Annotated in this window: 7 protein-coding genes; 4 read left to right on the top strand and 3 right to left on the bottom strand. The window is 48.3% G+C overall.

Annotated elements, in window-relative coordinates; all coding sequences use genetic code 11:
• Nucleotides 1-15 precede the first annotated feature (15 nt).
• Nucleotides 16-10,284 (bottom strand): retention module-containing protein, encoded by a 10,269-nt coding sequence (locus BCT27_RS21485; RefSeq protein ID WP_102396717.1) that lies wholly within the window; start codon nt 10,282-10,284, stop codon nt 16-18.
• Nucleotides 10,285-10,739: 455 nt separating this feature from the next.
• Between BCT27_RS21485 and BCT27_RS21480 the strand changes: the two genes are divergently transcribed.
• Complete coding sequence (locus BCT27_RS21480; RefSeq protein WP_102316417.1) at nt 10,740-12,191, top strand: TolC family outer membrane protein; 1,452 nt, start codon at nt 10,740-10,742, stop codon at nt 12,189-12,191.
• Nucleotides 12,188-12,814, top strand: a complete 627-nt coding sequence (locus BCT27_RS21475; protein WP_102316416.1) for an OmpA family protein — start codon at nt 12,188-12,190, stop codon at nt 12,812-12,814. The genes BCT27_RS21480 and BCT27_RS21475 overlap by 4 nt, the downstream gene beginning before the upstream one ends.
• Nucleotides 12,815-13,118: 304 nt before the next feature.
• Here BCT27_RS21475 and BCT27_RS21470 read toward each other — a convergent pair whose 3' ends face one another.
• Nucleotides 13,119-13,454, bottom strand: coding sequence for a hypothetical protein (locus BCT27_RS21470; protein ID WP_102316415.1), 336 nt, complete (start codon nt 13,452-13,454; stop codon nt 13,119-13,121).
• Between the two features lie 472 nt (nt 13,455-13,926).
• Between BCT27_RS21470 and BCT27_RS21465 the strand changes: the two genes are divergently transcribed.
• Nucleotides 13,927-15,210, top strand: coding sequence for a DASH family cryptochrome (locus BCT27_RS21465; RefSeq protein ID WP_102396716.1), 1,284 nt, complete (start codon nt 13,927-13,929; stop codon nt 15,208-15,210).
• Between the two features lie 155 nt (nt 15,211-15,365).
• Here BCT27_RS21465 and BCT27_RS21460 read toward each other — a convergent pair whose 3' ends face one another.
• Complete coding sequence (locus BCT27_RS21460; protein WP_102316413.1) at nt 15,366-15,968, bottom strand: PGAP1-like alpha/beta domain-containing protein; 603 nt, start codon at nt 15,966-15,968, stop codon at nt 15,366-15,368.
• 353 nt (nt 15,969-16,321) lie between these two features.
• Between BCT27_RS21460 and BCT27_RS21455 the strand changes: the two genes are divergently transcribed.
• Nucleotides 16,322-16,639 (top strand): hypothetical protein, encoded by a 318-nt coding sequence (locus BCT27_RS21455; RefSeq protein WP_102396715.1) that lies wholly within the window; start codon nt 16,322-16,324, stop codon nt 16,637-16,639.
• The last annotated feature ends 95 nt before the right edge of the window (nt 16,640-16,734 follow it).

Here is a 16,734-nt window from a genome sequence, read left to right as displayed (position 1 = left end):
ATCATCTCGGATTACTTAATCCATTTTGAGGGCTTGTTGCTCAATCAACGCGTTAATGATCGCACTGGTTTCCGCGCCAGCAGAGAGATGTAAACCCGAACTCGTAATGTCCATCTGTTGCAATTCAATGTCTTGCTGCTGGCTGCCCGAGATAATCCCTAACGTGATAGTGCCTTGTGCATCAACAGTGGCTTCGTCAATGTAAGGAAGTAGATCATTCACGTCAGGGTTGGCACCCAAATCTGGCAGTAAGCCACTGATATAAAGCACGTCTTCACCCAACTCAAAATCTGTGACGATGTCACTATTGGTGGGAGTGCTCAACGATGATTCAAGCCAAGTGAATACGTCATTACCAGCCCCACCAGTGAGGATGTCGTTACCCGTACCCGCTTGCAGTGTGTCATTTCCGTCTAGCCCAAACAGACTCTGTCCTCCCGCTTGCGCTGATAGGTTGTCGTCGGCCGCGCTCCCAATGGTATCGCCAAGGTAAAGGTTACCCTTGTTCACCATCGCTTCTAGCAACTCCGATTGAGAGAGTCCAGACGATGCACTTCCTACTAACGCATCAAGGCTCACGCCAGAAAACGCGATATGTTGAACCTCACTTCCACCATTACTGATACTCAACAATGCTTCACCATTTGATTCGGACAATGACAATGATTGCGTGAGCACATCGAAACTTAACAGCTGCGCGACATCCATTGCAGCGCTCAAATCAATGACATCGAAGTTAGGCTCAAAATCCATGACAGTGTCCGTCGATGGCACCGTGCTTGACCCCAGATCAGACGCCGTCCATACGAAACGATCTTTCGCGTTGTCACCGTTACCGTTTAGTAAACCGCCCCATAGTGTGTCGTCTCCTTGCCCCCCAGTCAGAATGTCTTCGCCCAAACCACCGATTAAGGTGTCAATGTTCGCGCCACCCTCTAACGTTGCCGCTTCAGCGCCAGAGACAACAATGTTTTCAGCTGATGCATCTTGTGCAGCAATTGCGCCTTGGCTTGGGTCAATGACAGAGATATTGAGATCAATCGCGGAGGACGCCGCGCTTTCTTGGTCTGTCGATGAAATCGCGACAACCTGCACTGTCGTCGATTGCGGGGTGTTACCCATGACATGAAGCTGCGAAAGTTCTGTTGGCGTGAGCGTCAAAACACCACCAACAGGCCCCGTGCCCACTGCAACGCCTTGTGCATTTACGAACGTCATGTCATTGGGAATGCCGCGAATCTCAACACTCAATGTTTCAGCTGCATCGGTCAGTGCAGCGACTAAACCAAGAAGCGGAATGATCGCCGCAGTTGCGCCGCCAACAGACGCAGACTGCGCATTGTTCAATACAAGCGTCGGCACATCTGGTTTTGGCGTGACGTTCACGGTGATAGTGCCAGAGTCTGTAAGCTCCCCTCCCGTCCCCGTGTTGCCATTATCGTTAACAGACACGGTTAATGTTTCTTCACCCGCGAAGTTCGAAGCGCCGGTATACAAAATCCCACCGCCGCCAGATTCTCCCAACAATGCATTAATAGCATCCAACGTGCCTTCCAGCTTGAGGGTTGCCGTACCTGCGCCGGTGATCGTTATGCCTGTGGTATCGGCAGAGGTTGGAATGGACAACACACCGTCCACTGCGGCAATTTCAACGGTTATCGAATGACCGCTGCTTTCATTGGCATCGATGTCTTTAACGCGAATCGATTCAATCAAGAGAGGCGTGTCTTCATCGACCGTTAGCGCTGTCGCTGGCACAGTTAGCTCAGGGGCGTCATTAACAGGTGACACCGTCACATTTATCGTTTGGTTCACCCAAAGTGTGCTTTCCGCTTCAACACCGTTATCGACAGAGCGAATAGACACAGACAACTGCCCATCCCAATTGAGTTCGTTGGCATCACCCGGCATGAAAAGCAATGAGGATAAAGTGGTTTGATTGGCAATGATGACCCAACTTCCATCAGGCTGTTTGATTGCACTGCTGCCAGACGCAACATCACTTGGCAAACTCAACGTGGCCGAGTCTGGCACATTGATGACAACAATTTTTATCGTCTCCGCAGGGTTTTCTGAGATGGCGCTGCTTCCGCCGCTGTAACTTGGCCCCTTATCGATAACCTGGATATCTAACGGCAATGTAATGGTTTCATCTTCCGCCCCAGTCACGGAGGTCGTGATGTCGGTATCAACGCCATCAGCAATGGGGTTTACCTGAATATCAACAGACGTGGAATGGGCTTTTGGAGAGGACAAGGTCGTTTCGTCGGTGTAAACCACCAGTCCGACATTGAAGGTGCCACTAAAGTTGTTCGGTGGGATCACCACGATATCGTCGAAATCAATGGTCGCGCTGTTCGCGGGCACACTGATCGTCCACTCTCCGCCCCCACTGTTTTGGACTAAGTGACTGCCAAGTGTTGAGACTTGGAAGTCATCGGGTAAACCGGTGAGTTTGACCGATACTATGTGTTCTGACCCATCCAGATCGGTGAGTTTTGCTGCTAATCCGGTTAACCGAATACCGCCTGTTTCATCTTCGTTACCTTGGATCGGAGACGTGTTTCCAAAAAAGTCGACGGGGTCGTGCATAGCAACCACATTGAACGAGACTTGATTCGTCACTTCCTGCGTTGAACTGGCGTTTGGTAAGCCTGAATCATCATTTTGAGCAACATCTGTTACCGTCGTTTTAACGGTCACATTGACAGGACCACTGTAATTTTCAGTAGGCTTGAAATAGATCGAAGAAAGTTCAGCTTCCGTCACTGTGATGCTTTGCGCACCATTTAATCCATTTTCATCCACAAATTGCCCCATCGCGCTGTCAACGCTCAGTACTATTTGTGTAACGCTTTCTACGCCTTGTTGAATGTCGGTATCCGGGTCGTCCAATGCCGTTGTGAACGAAAGTTTTACAATGCCATCTTCTAACGCTTGTCCTGATATCGGCACTGAATCAGCAGGATCGGAGACGGGTTGTTTGTCTGCACCCAATCCATCCGTTTCAAGCACGTTAACGCTGACAGTGACACCATCAACCTCTGGCGCAATGACCACGGTAAAACTGTCGTCTGTTTCTTTGGTATGACCGCTCACTGTATCTGTTGTTACCCACTTAACTGGGACAACAAAATCACCCGCGAAATGGGTCGGCAGACGTAAACCTATGCTTGAAAGATCATACTCGCCGCCACTACCAACCGTGACTTTCGCCACGTACTCACTCGTTTCGTAATTGAACTCCATGCCTGTCACAGCAACGTTTGCAGGCAAGTCATCTGCTTTGATGATCACACTGAGCTCATCAGCAGCTGCGTCCGAACTGTCGATAGAAATGCGCCCATTCAGCTGTGTGCCTAGGTCAACGTCACGGTCTTCAATCCCCGTGATGTTTTGCACATCAACCAAAGTAACGGTTCCGGCATCTTGGGTATTATCCGTAGATCCAGTGAAGTTAAGCGTCAAAACAACGGGCGCTTGCTCATCAATGGCGCTCGCATTGCCTTCGCTGTTGTCACCTTGGTCTTGCACTTCTGCAACCACCTTGATGAAAACGGGCTCACTAAGAGGCGTTGACGTGGATATTTCCAATTGTGCTAATCCACTTTTTGGCACTGTCCAACTGCCGTCACCATTGTTAATGCCACCCTCAATGAAGAAATTATCAAAGAAGACTTGATCAGGTGGGTCAAACTCAGACCCTGCCGCGTCTTTTACAAACGAAATAACAACAGAGTCGATCACTTCATCGCTCGAGCCGTCGGTATTGATGCCTTCATCAGTCACAAATGCCAAACGCTGGTCAGATGCAGACAGTGAAATCATCCCCGTCCCGTTATCACTGACTGCCGTTACCGCGGTATCGCTGCCATTGAGCAATGCAATGCTGCCATCTTCAACCACCGCGCGGATAACCACATCAAGATCACCCGTGATGACTTTAGAATCAATCACGGAAGAATCGACATCTGTTTGTTGCACAGTCAGTTCTACGCTGAGGCCTAGATCGCGATCAACATCCGAATTTTCTGGCGCTTGCATCAGTACGTCACTGCCACTGTTCAGCGCCGCAACTTGTGCACTCGTCAGAACGACCTTGCCATTAACGAAAGACAACGGCGCAGATTCGCCCTGAATCGTTAGGGTGTACCCCGCAGCAATGGCGGTCGTCGACATATTGAAGGTGATTGCAGTAATGGATTCGTTGTTATCTGTAAACCCTTGGTCAGTCGAAGGTCGCCAATTGATGGGAATGTTCGCATCTTCATTGCCTTGTGACCCCAAGGTGTAATCTGATGCATCAATGCTTGGTTCAATGTGCACAGTCACTTCTTTGCGCACCGTCAGCGTGTCACCATCGTCTTCGGTGACCACAATGATCACATCCAAGGTAATGTCTTCTGTGCTTCCTAGTGGAGGAACCAACTCAACATCTTCTAAACCATCAACCTTGGCTTGATACTGAGGCTCGCCTTGCGCATCCACACCAGCATAAACGAGGTTAATTTCCTGCTCGTTGTTATCGTAAAGCTTTACGCCGGGCGGAATATTTGTCACCAGCGTGGTTAGGGTTTCAGAGTTATCGCCCGCTAGCGCTTTAGCCTCTTCACCCGATTTAATTTGGAAAGACAAGGACACCGAGCCATCTTCCTTAATGGTGGTTTCAATGCCGGTTTCTATACCGCCTTCAATGATGGGCGTCCATACGTTGCCCGTGTCAGCCGTTATTTCAGGCTCATCAGCGACACCTTTAACCACAATGTTGAGCAGTTTCGATGCAGTTTCACTCACTGTCGTCACACTCGATGCCACACCTGCAGCATTGGTGATGACTGCAGTGTCTTTCACCACACCACGAACATTGATGGAAAAATTGCCATTTGCTTCAGGTGGCGGCAAGAAGGTTAAACCAGGCACTTCCGTATAAGCGATTTCGTAAACACCGTTGGTATCTGTTACTTCGGAGCCATCCGCCAGTAACAGGGTTGCCCCTTCTGGAATGTCTGAAATCCACACATACAAGGATTCTGAACCGTCAACATCAGCCGAATCCGTCAAACTAATATGAGGAGAAAGGTCAATGGCAGTATCTTCCAAGCCATTTGCGCGACTGACCTTTAACGTGGTGGTATCTGCCACTGGATCGACAGCCACTGTGACGGTCCTGGCTTCCGAGTCTGCCGTTTGTTGACCCGACACAAATGGCGAAGATTCTTTGCTCTGCGCAACAACGGACAACGCAATGTCGCCCGAAAAATGCGCGTTCGGTTTCACCACGATGTTATTGATATCGGCAGCTGAAATTTCATATTTACCATTCACAGGCGACAACGTTTGCCCATTGAGCAACAAAGATCCCTCACCGCTTTGCAGGGTGACAACATAATTCAGGCTTTCTGAGTTGTCCGCATCTTGCAGGTCAGCAACCAAATTCAACGTTGCACCGTCACTGTCTTCTTCAATGCTGTAAAACAGTACGGAGTCTGTGTCGTTCCATTGTGGTGTGTCTGCGATGCCTTCAACTGTGATCGTGAAGGTTTGGTCGGTCAGCTGTCGTTGGCTGCCTTGGTTGTCCGTGACAAATCCCGTCACGGTAAACGAAGGGATACCATTCGCGGCGGAATAATCTTGGTCAGGCACGAAGGTGACGTTTTGCAGCGTCCACAATTCATTTTGCGCATCAGGAGAAAACAGCGCGCCGTCTAGCCTGACTTGACCACTACTCACTTGATCAACAGAGATAGGCAGCGCTGTACCGTTTGCGTAGAACGTGCCGTGAGCGTTATTTGGTAAGGTAATGAGCACATGATCAACATGTTCGCTTTGGTCGCTGTCTCCAACATCAACCGTGATGTTTACCTCAATACCATTTTCTGGATTCAGAACGTTTTCATCGTTCGGGTCGAGATCTCGACCTTGATCTTCAATGCCACTTGAATTCACCACAATCAACTGTGGCTCGTTATCTACAACAATGATTTCCGTGGTGCCCACGACGATATCGCCATCACCATCAAAAATCTCGTAGCTAAAACTTTCTTCGATACGGTTTTCCGTTGTCCCTAAGTGGTCAATATCAGGGTTCGCAATGAACTGAACGTTACCGCTGCTTTGAATGACCAAGGTGCCTAACGCTTGGCCACCCACGCCTTCGGTCACGGTAAATCGGTTATTCAGCCCCTGAACCAACTCATGTTGCTCACCATTGATAGTGACAGACTTAATCACGGCATCATCAGCCCCACGATTGCGGCTGGGTAAAAGAGTGACGCGCGCTGATGATTCACCTTCCTCAGTAATTAAGCTCCCCCCACCGACACCTACGCCATCCGTTTCGAGTGAAAACGGCACATCATCCACGACGTTGACGACGATATTTTTCACATCGCTCACATCACCATCAGCATCGGTAATACGAATGGGAAGTTGGACAGACACGGTATCTTTGCCTTGAACCGAATGATCGAGCGCACCCGTCAACGTAAAGGTGTATACCCCTTGGTTACTCAAGGTCACCGTAAACACAGGGCGTGTGCCTGCATATCCGGTATACACTTTCGACTCACCTGATTGGATAGGCTCTGACAGTGTTACCACGACCCCATTGGAAGTAACCCCATTGTTCGACGCAAACAAGCCAACGTCCAACGCATAATCAGTGACGGCGTCACTTCCACTATCAACCAGTAATTTCCCCCGCGCAGTATCGCCATCAGTCCCCGAGCCTCCGGGAGTTGTACCTGAACGGTTTGCATTCGAGCCACTGCCATTTGCATTGATATCGCTCTCTTCCACTGTCAATGCAGGTGCACTTGTAATAGCAGGTGGCTCGCCATCAACAATGTTGACTCGCACATCAACAGGCGTCGCCAACAAATCACCATCGGTGTCTTTTACCTGAACGGGGATTTTGATTCGAATCTGATTGCCATCTATCTCCACTAACCCAGTGAGACTTGCATCTTCGACATGGTCAATGGGCATGGAAATTTTGACAGACGCCGTTGCACCGAGTCCTGGCCCCCCTACAGTTTGATGCGCACTGAACGTAATTACGATCGCTTCGTTGCCATTCACCGAGCCCGTCAGTGTTGCACTGGCTTCGTCGTACGAAAAGCTCATCGCTTGACCGCCACTGGTAAGGTTCGCATCGAGCGCAGCAACTATCGTTGACACAGATTCGGCTGCAATACCGATACTGTCTGGCAGCAACCTGTCGTGAATCGAGCCGATATTAAAACTGGTAGACGACGAATCGGGATAACCCGTTTCTGTGCCTTGAGGCGTAAGGTCTGGTTCATCGACTGACACCACCACATTTATCGACGGTGTCACCAAAGGCTCGACATCGTTCAATGTGATAGTGAACTGCCCATTAGCAGTGTCACCGTCGGTGTCCTTTACCTGCACGCCCAGAGGCAATTCAATGGTGTCGGAAGGCTGGTCAATAGACAAAGGTTGAGAGACTGTATAGCTGCCAGAGGCATCGTTGTTTGCATCCACGTCGAGCGAAATAGTGAGCACTGTAGCGCCGTTGTTTGGCGCTGATACATCATCAACAAGCACACGGATTTCGTCAGTCACACTCGAAAGAGGTTGGGGTTCAACGCGTGTTTGATATCCATTACTGGTTAGCGCATCCAGCGCTGCCTCTAATCCCGCAGGCACAGTGAAGATGATACTTTCGACCGCGTCTGAACCCTCGGTTAAACCTAAGCTGACACTTTCAGTTTGACCTGTTGAGCCAGTTTCAGGATCGAACATATCGGCATCAACTGGGTGTAAACTCGGTGGTGCTCCATCTCGCACCACCAATTCGAAATCACTGGTATTGAAATCACCATCGACATCCGTCACGCGAACACCAAGCGGTAAAGTGACAGTATCAGATTGGTCGAGTGCTTCCGACAGCACCACTTTGTATTGTCCCGTGTCAGGCAACAAGGCCACACTAAGCACTGTGATGACCGAGCCATCAGCAGCGGTATATCCCAAAGTGATGGGCTCAGAAGAGCCATTAATGTCAGCATCCGCCGGGATCAATGACAACGCATTCCCATTACTGGTCAGCGATTCCAATTGCGTTATCAGCGATGGCGACACGTTCCATACAATCGATTCAATGCGGTCACTCCCCGCCACAACGCCGAGGGATGTCGTTATTTCTGAAGGCTGCGCGTTAAATGCTGGATCAGTGACGTCAGAGTCAGCCGCTTGAATGGTTGGCGTTAACCCATCAATCACACTGTAACTGACGTTAATAGGCGCATCGAGCAAGTCACCGTCGGAATCTCGCGTTTGCAGTTGAACGTCTATGACAAACGTTTCAACCGCCTTCCCTTGCCCATCGATGGACTGAATGAATTTCACCCAGCGATTCGCGCTGTAGGTCGCGCCATTTTCATGGTCTAACGGTTCGGAAAGCACCCAATTTGAAGATATTGTTAGCCCCTTCCCGTCAGCGGCTTGCGAAGAGATTAACGTCAGCGTTGCTACAACCGTGCCATCAGGCTTAATACCGTTCAGTACAATCGTGCCTGACGGTGATCCTGACGCAATAGCAAATGTCAGCCCTTCACCATCTGAAGAAAGCGTATTTAGCTCATTCAATAACCCTGGCACACCACTTTCTTCATTCAGGTTAGAAATGAAGATCGTATCTGGCAATAGCCTGTCAGCTCCAGCATCAAGCGTAATCTCGCCAATAGCGGGGGCTTCTGGAGTGCCTGGCGTGGTTTCTTTAATGCCATAGTCACCAGAGATAACAGCGGCAGCGCCCGAAGCATTATCTCCATCTTCCAAAGACACATTGAATGCAGCTTGAACGGTGTCACCGTCTTTGTCAGTGACATCGACAGTGACAGGCACAACAATACTGTCTTTATCGTCGGTATTATCCATTGCTGCATTTTGGGTCACGACATAGGCGTAGGAACCATCTGCTTGGGGGGCAAGCATCAATGAAAATACCGTGACCGAAGGATCCGACGCCAAAGTAACAGTGATTGCAGTGTCAGTGATGGTGTATTGGGTTGGCTCTCCATCACTGGTTATGGACTCAAGGACACTGATAAGCGCTGGCGTCGCGCTAAATCGTACATTTGCGAGCGCATCACTGTTGATATCTATATTTAACGGGATAGGTTCCGATATATAGTCCAACTCATTTTCATTGTGCGTGTGGCTGCTTGGGCTTGCAGAAGGATTGCTACCATCAATGATGGCCACATTCATCTCGACCGCCTCGCGCAAAGCATTTCCACTCGCATCAAATGCTTGGATCAGGACGGAAAAGAGAATTTCATCCCCCACCACGCGCACTAACCCTGCACCATCATCGGCAATATGATCGAGCGGTTGGTACAAGGTGATGGAGGCGTTGAGTGAGGCATCTCTTCCTGATGCCTCACCAGATAACGAAAGGGTAAGCACGGCTTCACCGTTAACGCTTCCCCTCAGGGTTTTACCGTCATCGCTAATGGCATACGTCACCGCATTGCCGTCACTATTCGTTTCAGACGCGAGTTCAGAAAGCAGTGTTGACAGCCCCAGGGTGTCGAATACAAAGCTATTTGGGTCGATGGGCAAGGAGCCAGAAGCAACGAGCAGTTTGGCGTCTACGGTGACTGGGTATCCATCACTTGCATCCAGCGTTACAAGATCACCTTCCCGAATAGACAGCCCAAACGTTTCCCCGCCAGCGGCAGAGATGACGGCAACATCATCATCGTCAACAATCGTGGAAGCTTGCGGTGAATAACTCGTCGAAAAACCCGCCTGGGCTAATACACTTGTGAAGTTGTATTCGATGATGGCAAAACCACTGATTGATGAACTCAGCACACCACCAGCCGCAGGTGCCTCAAACTCTTCTGTCGGGTCTGCGCCTTCTAAAATAGCCTGTTGCAACGCACTAATGTCGTCATTCAACAAGGTAATTGCTTGAGAAGACTCTCGAAAATCGAAATTTTCCGCCAGTGCAATCGCTTCTATTTCACCTTCATTGATACGAATACAGGTCGCACAGGGCTCATTGACGAGGACGGGAACGCCATTTTTCATCACGACGTATTCGGCGTTAGGCCTCGCGACAATCGTGTCGCCAATTAATACACCATTTGCGAAAGGAACGGGCTCAGCGACACCGTCTCTTATCACATAAAGTTGACCACCAATGACGGTGAGTTGTGCATCGAAAGTTGGCGCAACTGATGGTGCTCGAGTTTGCTCGTTAGCTTGTTCACTTTCTCTCTCGGCATTGCTAAATACTTTCTCGTCCATGCTCTCCAATCCTCGCTTTTCTTAACCAAAAATCTAAAGCGTGATAGCAGCCTCAAGACAAATTGATTTTGTTAGAAATGGATAGAAAAAGGAGTGAATACGAAAAAGGCAACACCACTGAAAACTCGCAGTCAGGTAAGCGAAACAAAACGCATATATACCCCTCATGAGTCAGTTTGGTCGCTTTTAACTTGTCTCGACCTGTCTCATTTACGATAGCGGAGCGATATAAACCACTTTAGGGGTGTCAATAGGGGTTTAACTTGCCCTATTTTTACATGGGCGCGAGCAAATACGTGATTTCTCGCGGTTTATAGGGATGAACGCCCTGTTGAAAACGTGAAAAAAGACACTTTTTGGTAGGTCTTCTAGACAATATTTCCTGCGTTCATCCGAGTGAAAAACGAACAGATTTATCGTTTAACGTAGTATCAAGACGCTTTGAGGGAGCATTCATGAAACCGTTCTATACCCGAAAGAGACAGCGATTCTCGCAGACGAACACTGATGCAGCTTGCTTTAAATCAAAAATTAACCAAATAAACCAACAAGTTAAAATAATGACTTTACTCACCGAAAGCATACCAACAAAAATGAGCATGATGGTGCTCGCAGCAACTGTTTCTGTGTACATTCCGTCAGCGGCTGCCCAGTCACTTGAGCAAGCTGTTGCAGAGACACTGTCTCAAAATCCAGTCATTCGAGAAGCGTACAACCAATTCAAGAGTCAGGAAGAGCAAATTGACGCGTCACAAGGCGGGTATTTACCTTCTGTCGATTTAGAGGCTGGCATCGGTTATTCCGACTATGACAATGACAACAATCAAGGTCACTACAAACCTCGAGATGTTCGCATCAGTTTGCGTCAGCTCATTTGGGATGGTGCCATTACTTATAACGACATCAAACGTACAAAGTCAGAAGCTGAAGCACAGCGCTTTCAACTTCTTTCCGAAGCGCAAGACACAGCGCTGAGTGTGGCCGAGGTTTACCTGAATGTATTAAAATCTGAAGAGATTCTAGATTTATCATTGAAAAACCTCGAAACCCACGAACGTATCCACAAAGACATCAAGCGCCGAACTGATTCAGGTATCAGCTCAACGGCTGACCTTTCCCAAGTTGAAGGACGTTTGGCTCAGGCCCACACTAACCTCCTAGCGGCACGCAGTAACCTCGATGATGAAACCACCGAGTTTGAACGTGTAGTCGGACAAAGTCCTGCTGCGTTGGTAAAACCAGAAGTCGATGCCCTCTTCATTCCACAATCTCTGGTTGATGCCCTCGCTGCTGCAAAAGAAAACAACCCTGTTGTGCATGTGGCAAGTAACGACGTTGAAGCCGCTCGTTACCAATACGAACAAGCGAAAGGCGATTTCTACCCGACCTTCACCATTGAAGCGTCACAAGAATGGGGCGAAGAGCTCGATGGCTCGCCAGGTGACACTGATGAGTTCCAAGCCATGCTTCGTATGCGCTATAACCTGTTCAGTGGCGGTACTGACGCTGCAGAAGCACGCAGCGCTGCCTACCAAATCAACAAGGCCAAGAACATTCGTAACAATGCACACCGCATGTTGAATGAAAGCACTCGTCTTGCATGGACAGCGAAAGAACTGTCTGAGAAGCAAACGACCTTCTTGCAACAGCATGTTGATGCGTCGGCGAAAACACTTACGGCTTACGAGAAACAATACCTGATTGGTCGACGCACTCTGCTTGACCTACTCAACACTGAAAATGAACTGTTCGACGCGCGCCGCTCTTACCTCGATGCGCACTTCGAAGGCATTCTCGCTCGCTACCGAGTATTAAACGCGACAGGGTTACTACTCTCTGAACTTCGTGTCGATACACCAGAAGAATGGCAAACCTCGGTCTATGACGATCAAGGAGACGGTCAATGAAGAACGCAGTAAGGTTGGCAACAACCAAGTTCACACTGACACTTTCAACATTTGTACTACTGGGAACATTCGGCCTAGCCGGATGTTCTACTTCCGTTTCAAATCCACCGGTGGCCGATCAAACAGCAAGCTTGCTAGACGATGATAAAGATGGCGTGATCAATGCGCGTGACCTTTGCACCACAACGGCATCAGGCGCTGAAGTGAACAATGATGGCTGTGCGGAGATCGTCGCACTCAATGCAAGGAATGAATTGCACATCCTGTTCGCAAACAATTCATCTGTCATTCCCCCAAGCTTTAACGGTGAAGTGCGTCAACTGTCGACGTTCATGAAGACCTTCCCAGCGACCCGTGTTGAACTAAAAGGCTACGCAAGCCCAACAGGTTCTGACACACACAACATCGCGCTCTCACAGGCACGTGCAGCGTCTGTGAAAAGTGCGCTAACGCGACAAGGTGTTCAAGCTAATCGAATTAAGATTGTGGGATACGGAGAAAGTGAACCAGTGATTGCAGATTCACAAGCCCGTACTGAAATTTTGAGCCGCCGCGTCACGGCTGGTGTGAAAGCAACAGAAGAAAGTGTCGTGATGGATTGGACTATCTACACATCAAAATAGCCAATAGACATGATAAAAAATGAACAACGAAAAAGGGACTGAATAAATCAGTCCCTTTTTTTATCTGGATGTTAGAAGCCAGCTAAAACAAAACGAGAAAAACCAACTTTTGACTGCATTTATCTATCACGCTAGCTCGCAATACCTGCCAACACGAAGGCGAAACACACTCAGGCGACCTTACCCTACGATAATCATCATCATCATCATCATCATCATCATCATCAAGCGTGGCCTACTTTAAAAGCGCCAAGTAAACCATTTGATACCACGGCCTTTAAGAACGGGCGATTCGCCAGACAGATTAGTGGAATATAATCGGGTCAATGGTTCCTTGGTTGGTTGGCAGTGCCAACAACAGCCAAAAATCGAGCTCTGTTTCCGTGCATTGATCTGGTGCGACACGGATGACACCTTTACAGCGTTTCCCACCAGGTTGCTCTAGTTTCGCCCCTGGTCGCCTCAGCGCCTCTTTTAAGCACTCTTCTCCAACAACGAACTGAAGGCCGTCTTCGTCGATAATGCTGAACAAGCGCTCATGTTGATAAAAGTACACACGCTGGTTATCGATTTCTTCACGAATGCCAGATATACCGATCAGTGCATTTCGCACTGACTCAGAAAGATGTTTGTCAGTCACAGTGTTCTCTCTCTTTTTCTCGTTTAGCCAAATATAGAGAAACAACGCTCGCAAATAATCATCGATGAATCATATTCCATCTAAAACCGTAAAAAAGGCTGACATATCCATCAAGTGTCTAGTAGCGTTAACTAATAATTATTCAGATCAAACGGACAAACGTAGTAAACAAAGGGCTTAAGCCCAGAGAAACGCCAAAAACTCATACTTCACTAAGGCTGCAGACTGATAGTACTCTTTCACAAGGCAGGGATTTAGTGCTTGATCCGGCACACACTTCGTTTTGTCATAGCCTTGCTTTTGTCTCGATTACGCTAAACTTCCAGTAAACAAGAATATCCTCTTTAAAGTTAAACATATTTCGTCGTATTCATTTGAATCGCCACGTTATATGTCACCAAGGAAGGAGAGTAAACGGCCAAAATACCACGTGCGACGCTCACCAATTCACCAATATTGAAGGAGAGGCGACATGAAAGGGCTAATTTGGTTTAGGAACGATTTGAGGCTGGGTGACAACCCTGCTTTAGTGACGCTGACACGGCGTTGCGAGAAAGCCATCATGCTTTTTGTCATCGATCCAGAGTGGTTTCGTCCAACCCACTTTCAATCAAAACATATGGGACGTTTCCGCGAAGAATTCCTCTATCAGTCGTTGCGTTCACTCGAATGCGAACTAAAAAAACGAAAACAACGTCTGGTCGTAAAAGTCGGCAACCCACTCGAGATCATTCCAGATATTTGCCAACGCCATGGCATTGACCTTGTCTCCGTCACGGATCATCCCGGCGTTAACGAACAACAACAAGTCGCGTACCTAAAACGCGTGCTGCCAAGCGAAGTGAGCGTCAGCGAAAGCTTTACGCTCTACTTACGTAATCAAATTAATTTTACAAAAGACAGCTTTCCGAAAACCTTCACTCAATTTCGACGTCACGTTGATCATCAAAACCTTTTGCCCTGCATTCCGATTAGCGCACCTGAGTCCTTACCAAGCGTGTTGGACGAACGACGAGATTTTTGGGGTGGACAAGAGTTTGTCTACGACCTAACGCCTTACCATGGCGGGGAAGATTCCGGCTCCCTCCAATTAAACCAGTTTTTCTGGAAAACACAGGGGCTAAAACACTACAAGGACACAAGAAACGATTTGGATGGCTGGCGATTCTCTTCACGCCTATCTGCGTGGTTAGCGAATGGTTCATTGTCAGCACGCATGGTAGCAGCAGAGCTAGATAACTATGAGTATCGCCATGGGCGCGGTGAGTCCACCCGCACCATTTTTGCAGAACTGTTATGGCGCGAGTACTACCAATGGATGATGCATGTTCAAGGGGCAAGAATGTTCGCCTTTGATGGCCTCAAACAAAAACGACCACTTACACGTTTTCATAGCGAAAAGTTCAAAGCATGGGAACAAGGCACAACAGAGTTCCCCATTGTGAATGCCTGCATGCGACAACTCAATCAAACCGGTTGGATGTCTCGCCGTGGTCGTCACATTGCGGCGAGCTGTCTCGTCAACGAATTGGGTATTGATTGGCGATTTGGCGCTGCGTACTTTGAGCAGCAACTTATCGACTTTGATGTGTCGTCAAACTACGGCAATTGGCAGACAGTGGCTGGCGTTGATGCTGACCCAGAAGAACACCCTCAATTTGATGTGAATGTGCTTGCGAGTGAATACGATCCTGAAGGCGTATTTGTTGATAAATGGGCGGAATCTACATCTTCCGAAAGCTTACTGAAGTACTGAATTCGCACCAGTGAACATCTATCAAAACGTATATACATCTACAAACATCAGTAAACAAAAAACGAAAGGGCGATGAATTCTCATTCATCGCCCTTTTCTTGTAGCACAATGGCATCGCCAGTGGCCGCAACACGAAGCCGGTATCAGGGGGCGTATTACGCCAAGATATCGAGTATCCGATTGCTCACGCGCTTGGCATAAATCAGCGCTGTGTGCGTCAGAGGAAAAGTTTCATGGCTTGTCATGCCCTTAATCTCTGTTTCCTTCAGTAATACGGTTCCATCAGAAGCCTCACCCTGCTTTGCGTCGAGCAAGACTCTTGCTGGGCCAATGGGCATGTCACCCGCAATGCTGTATAACGCAGCACCTTTAGGCCACGAAGGTGTATCTTTTGGCATGAGGTATTCACTCGCGGACTGGAACATCCAATCTCCGATGCCAATCTCTTTAAAGTATTCCGCAATTTTAGAGCCCTGGTGTGGCGTACCCAGCGTAATCACTGTTTTAACACAGTGGCTCATGTCACTGTCTGCCTCCATGTAGGCGCGGGTTATTACGCCGCCCATAGAATGCGCAACAATGGCAGCTTCATCGCCATCAATAAAGTCGTCCATTTCGCCAAACAACGATGGGGTATCAGGCGAAATTGTGTTGTAAGACAAGTTGAGCACTTCGTGCCCCGCCTCTTTTAAGCGATTGCACAGTGGGATCATGGCAATGCCATGCATGTATAAGCCGTGAAGCAGGATAATTTTCATCGGTTAGTCCTTTTATTTTTCTTTAGACAAACAGAAACAATACTGTTGTCACTCTCCTTCACCCTTCAACGACAAAAACACCTGATAGTGAATAACGTATTGTCGCAGCAAATAAAATATTTGTAGCTAGGCTGCCGTCACAGTTACTCATACGCATCAAAAAGAACGCCCTGCCGTTTATGCCTATTTATTCAAACTAAATGTATTGCAATTAATACACCAACACACGTGACCCGATGAGTATCTTTATCGTGATGCTTAATCGTCACGCGGACGAACCCAAACCACCTGAATCAGCTTTCTGAATCCCGCATATTCAGGTGTTTGGGGATATTTAACTAAGGAGCTAATCCATGACAATTCGCAATCTCGCTATTCTTGCTACTGTGTTTTCAATATTGCCTTTTTCTACTCTCGCAGATGACGCAGCAAACGTAGCCGAATTGACCGCCCAAGAACGCGTTGAAGAAATCAAAGCAGTCGTGAATGACGTGGATACAGATGTAGACATGATGGCGAAAGAAGCCGAAGTGCAAACCGAGCAAGCAATGAAAGAGGCCAAAGATGACGCGGATTCTGCAGTGGGTGATACCAAAGCAGAAACAAGCGAAATGAAGCACGCGGCAGAAGCGAAAGTGGATGACGTGGTAGATAGTACCAACAGCCAATAAACGCCTTTCATCGCGTTACACCTTGAAACGCTGAACGTAAAACGTAAAAAAGCGGCCTATGGCCGCTTTCTTCTTCTGCTCAGGGGTTCACGCTG

The organism is Enterovibrio norvegicus (genome assembly GCF_002876705.1).
GTDB classification, from domain to species: Bacteria; Pseudomonadota; Gammaproteobacteria; order Enterobacterales; family Vibrionaceae; genus Enterovibrio; species Enterovibrio norvegicus_B.
The sequence above is the reverse complement of the archived record's forward strand: the minus strand, read 5'-3'. Positions and strand labels throughout refer to the sequence as shown.

Excerpts from the sequence above, each read along its gene's own strand:
- BCT27_RS21485 (WP_102396717.1), bottom strand. The coding sequence starts at position 10,284 with ATGGACGAGAAAGTATTTAGCAATGCCGAGAGAGAAAGTGAACAAGCT.
- BCT27_RS21480 (WP_102316417.1), top strand. The coding sequence starts at position 10,740 with ATGAAACCGTTCTATACCCGAAAGAGACAGCGATTCTCGCAGACGAAC.
- BCT27_RS21475 (WP_102316416.1), top strand. The coding sequence starts at position 12,188 with ATGAAGAACGCAGTAAGGTTGGCAACAACCAAGTTCACACTGACACTT.
- BCT27_RS21465 (WP_102396716.1), top strand. The coding sequence starts at position 13,927 with ATGAAAGGGCTAATTTGGTTTAGGAACGATTTGAGGCTGGGTGACAAC.
- BCT27_RS21460 (WP_102316413.1), bottom strand. The coding sequence starts at position 15,968 with ATGAAAATTATCCTGCTTCACGGCTTATACATGCATGGCATTGCCATG.
- BCT27_RS21455 (WP_102396715.1), top strand. The coding sequence starts at position 16,322 with ATGACAATTCGCAATCTCGCTATTCTTGCTACTGTGTTTTCAATATTG.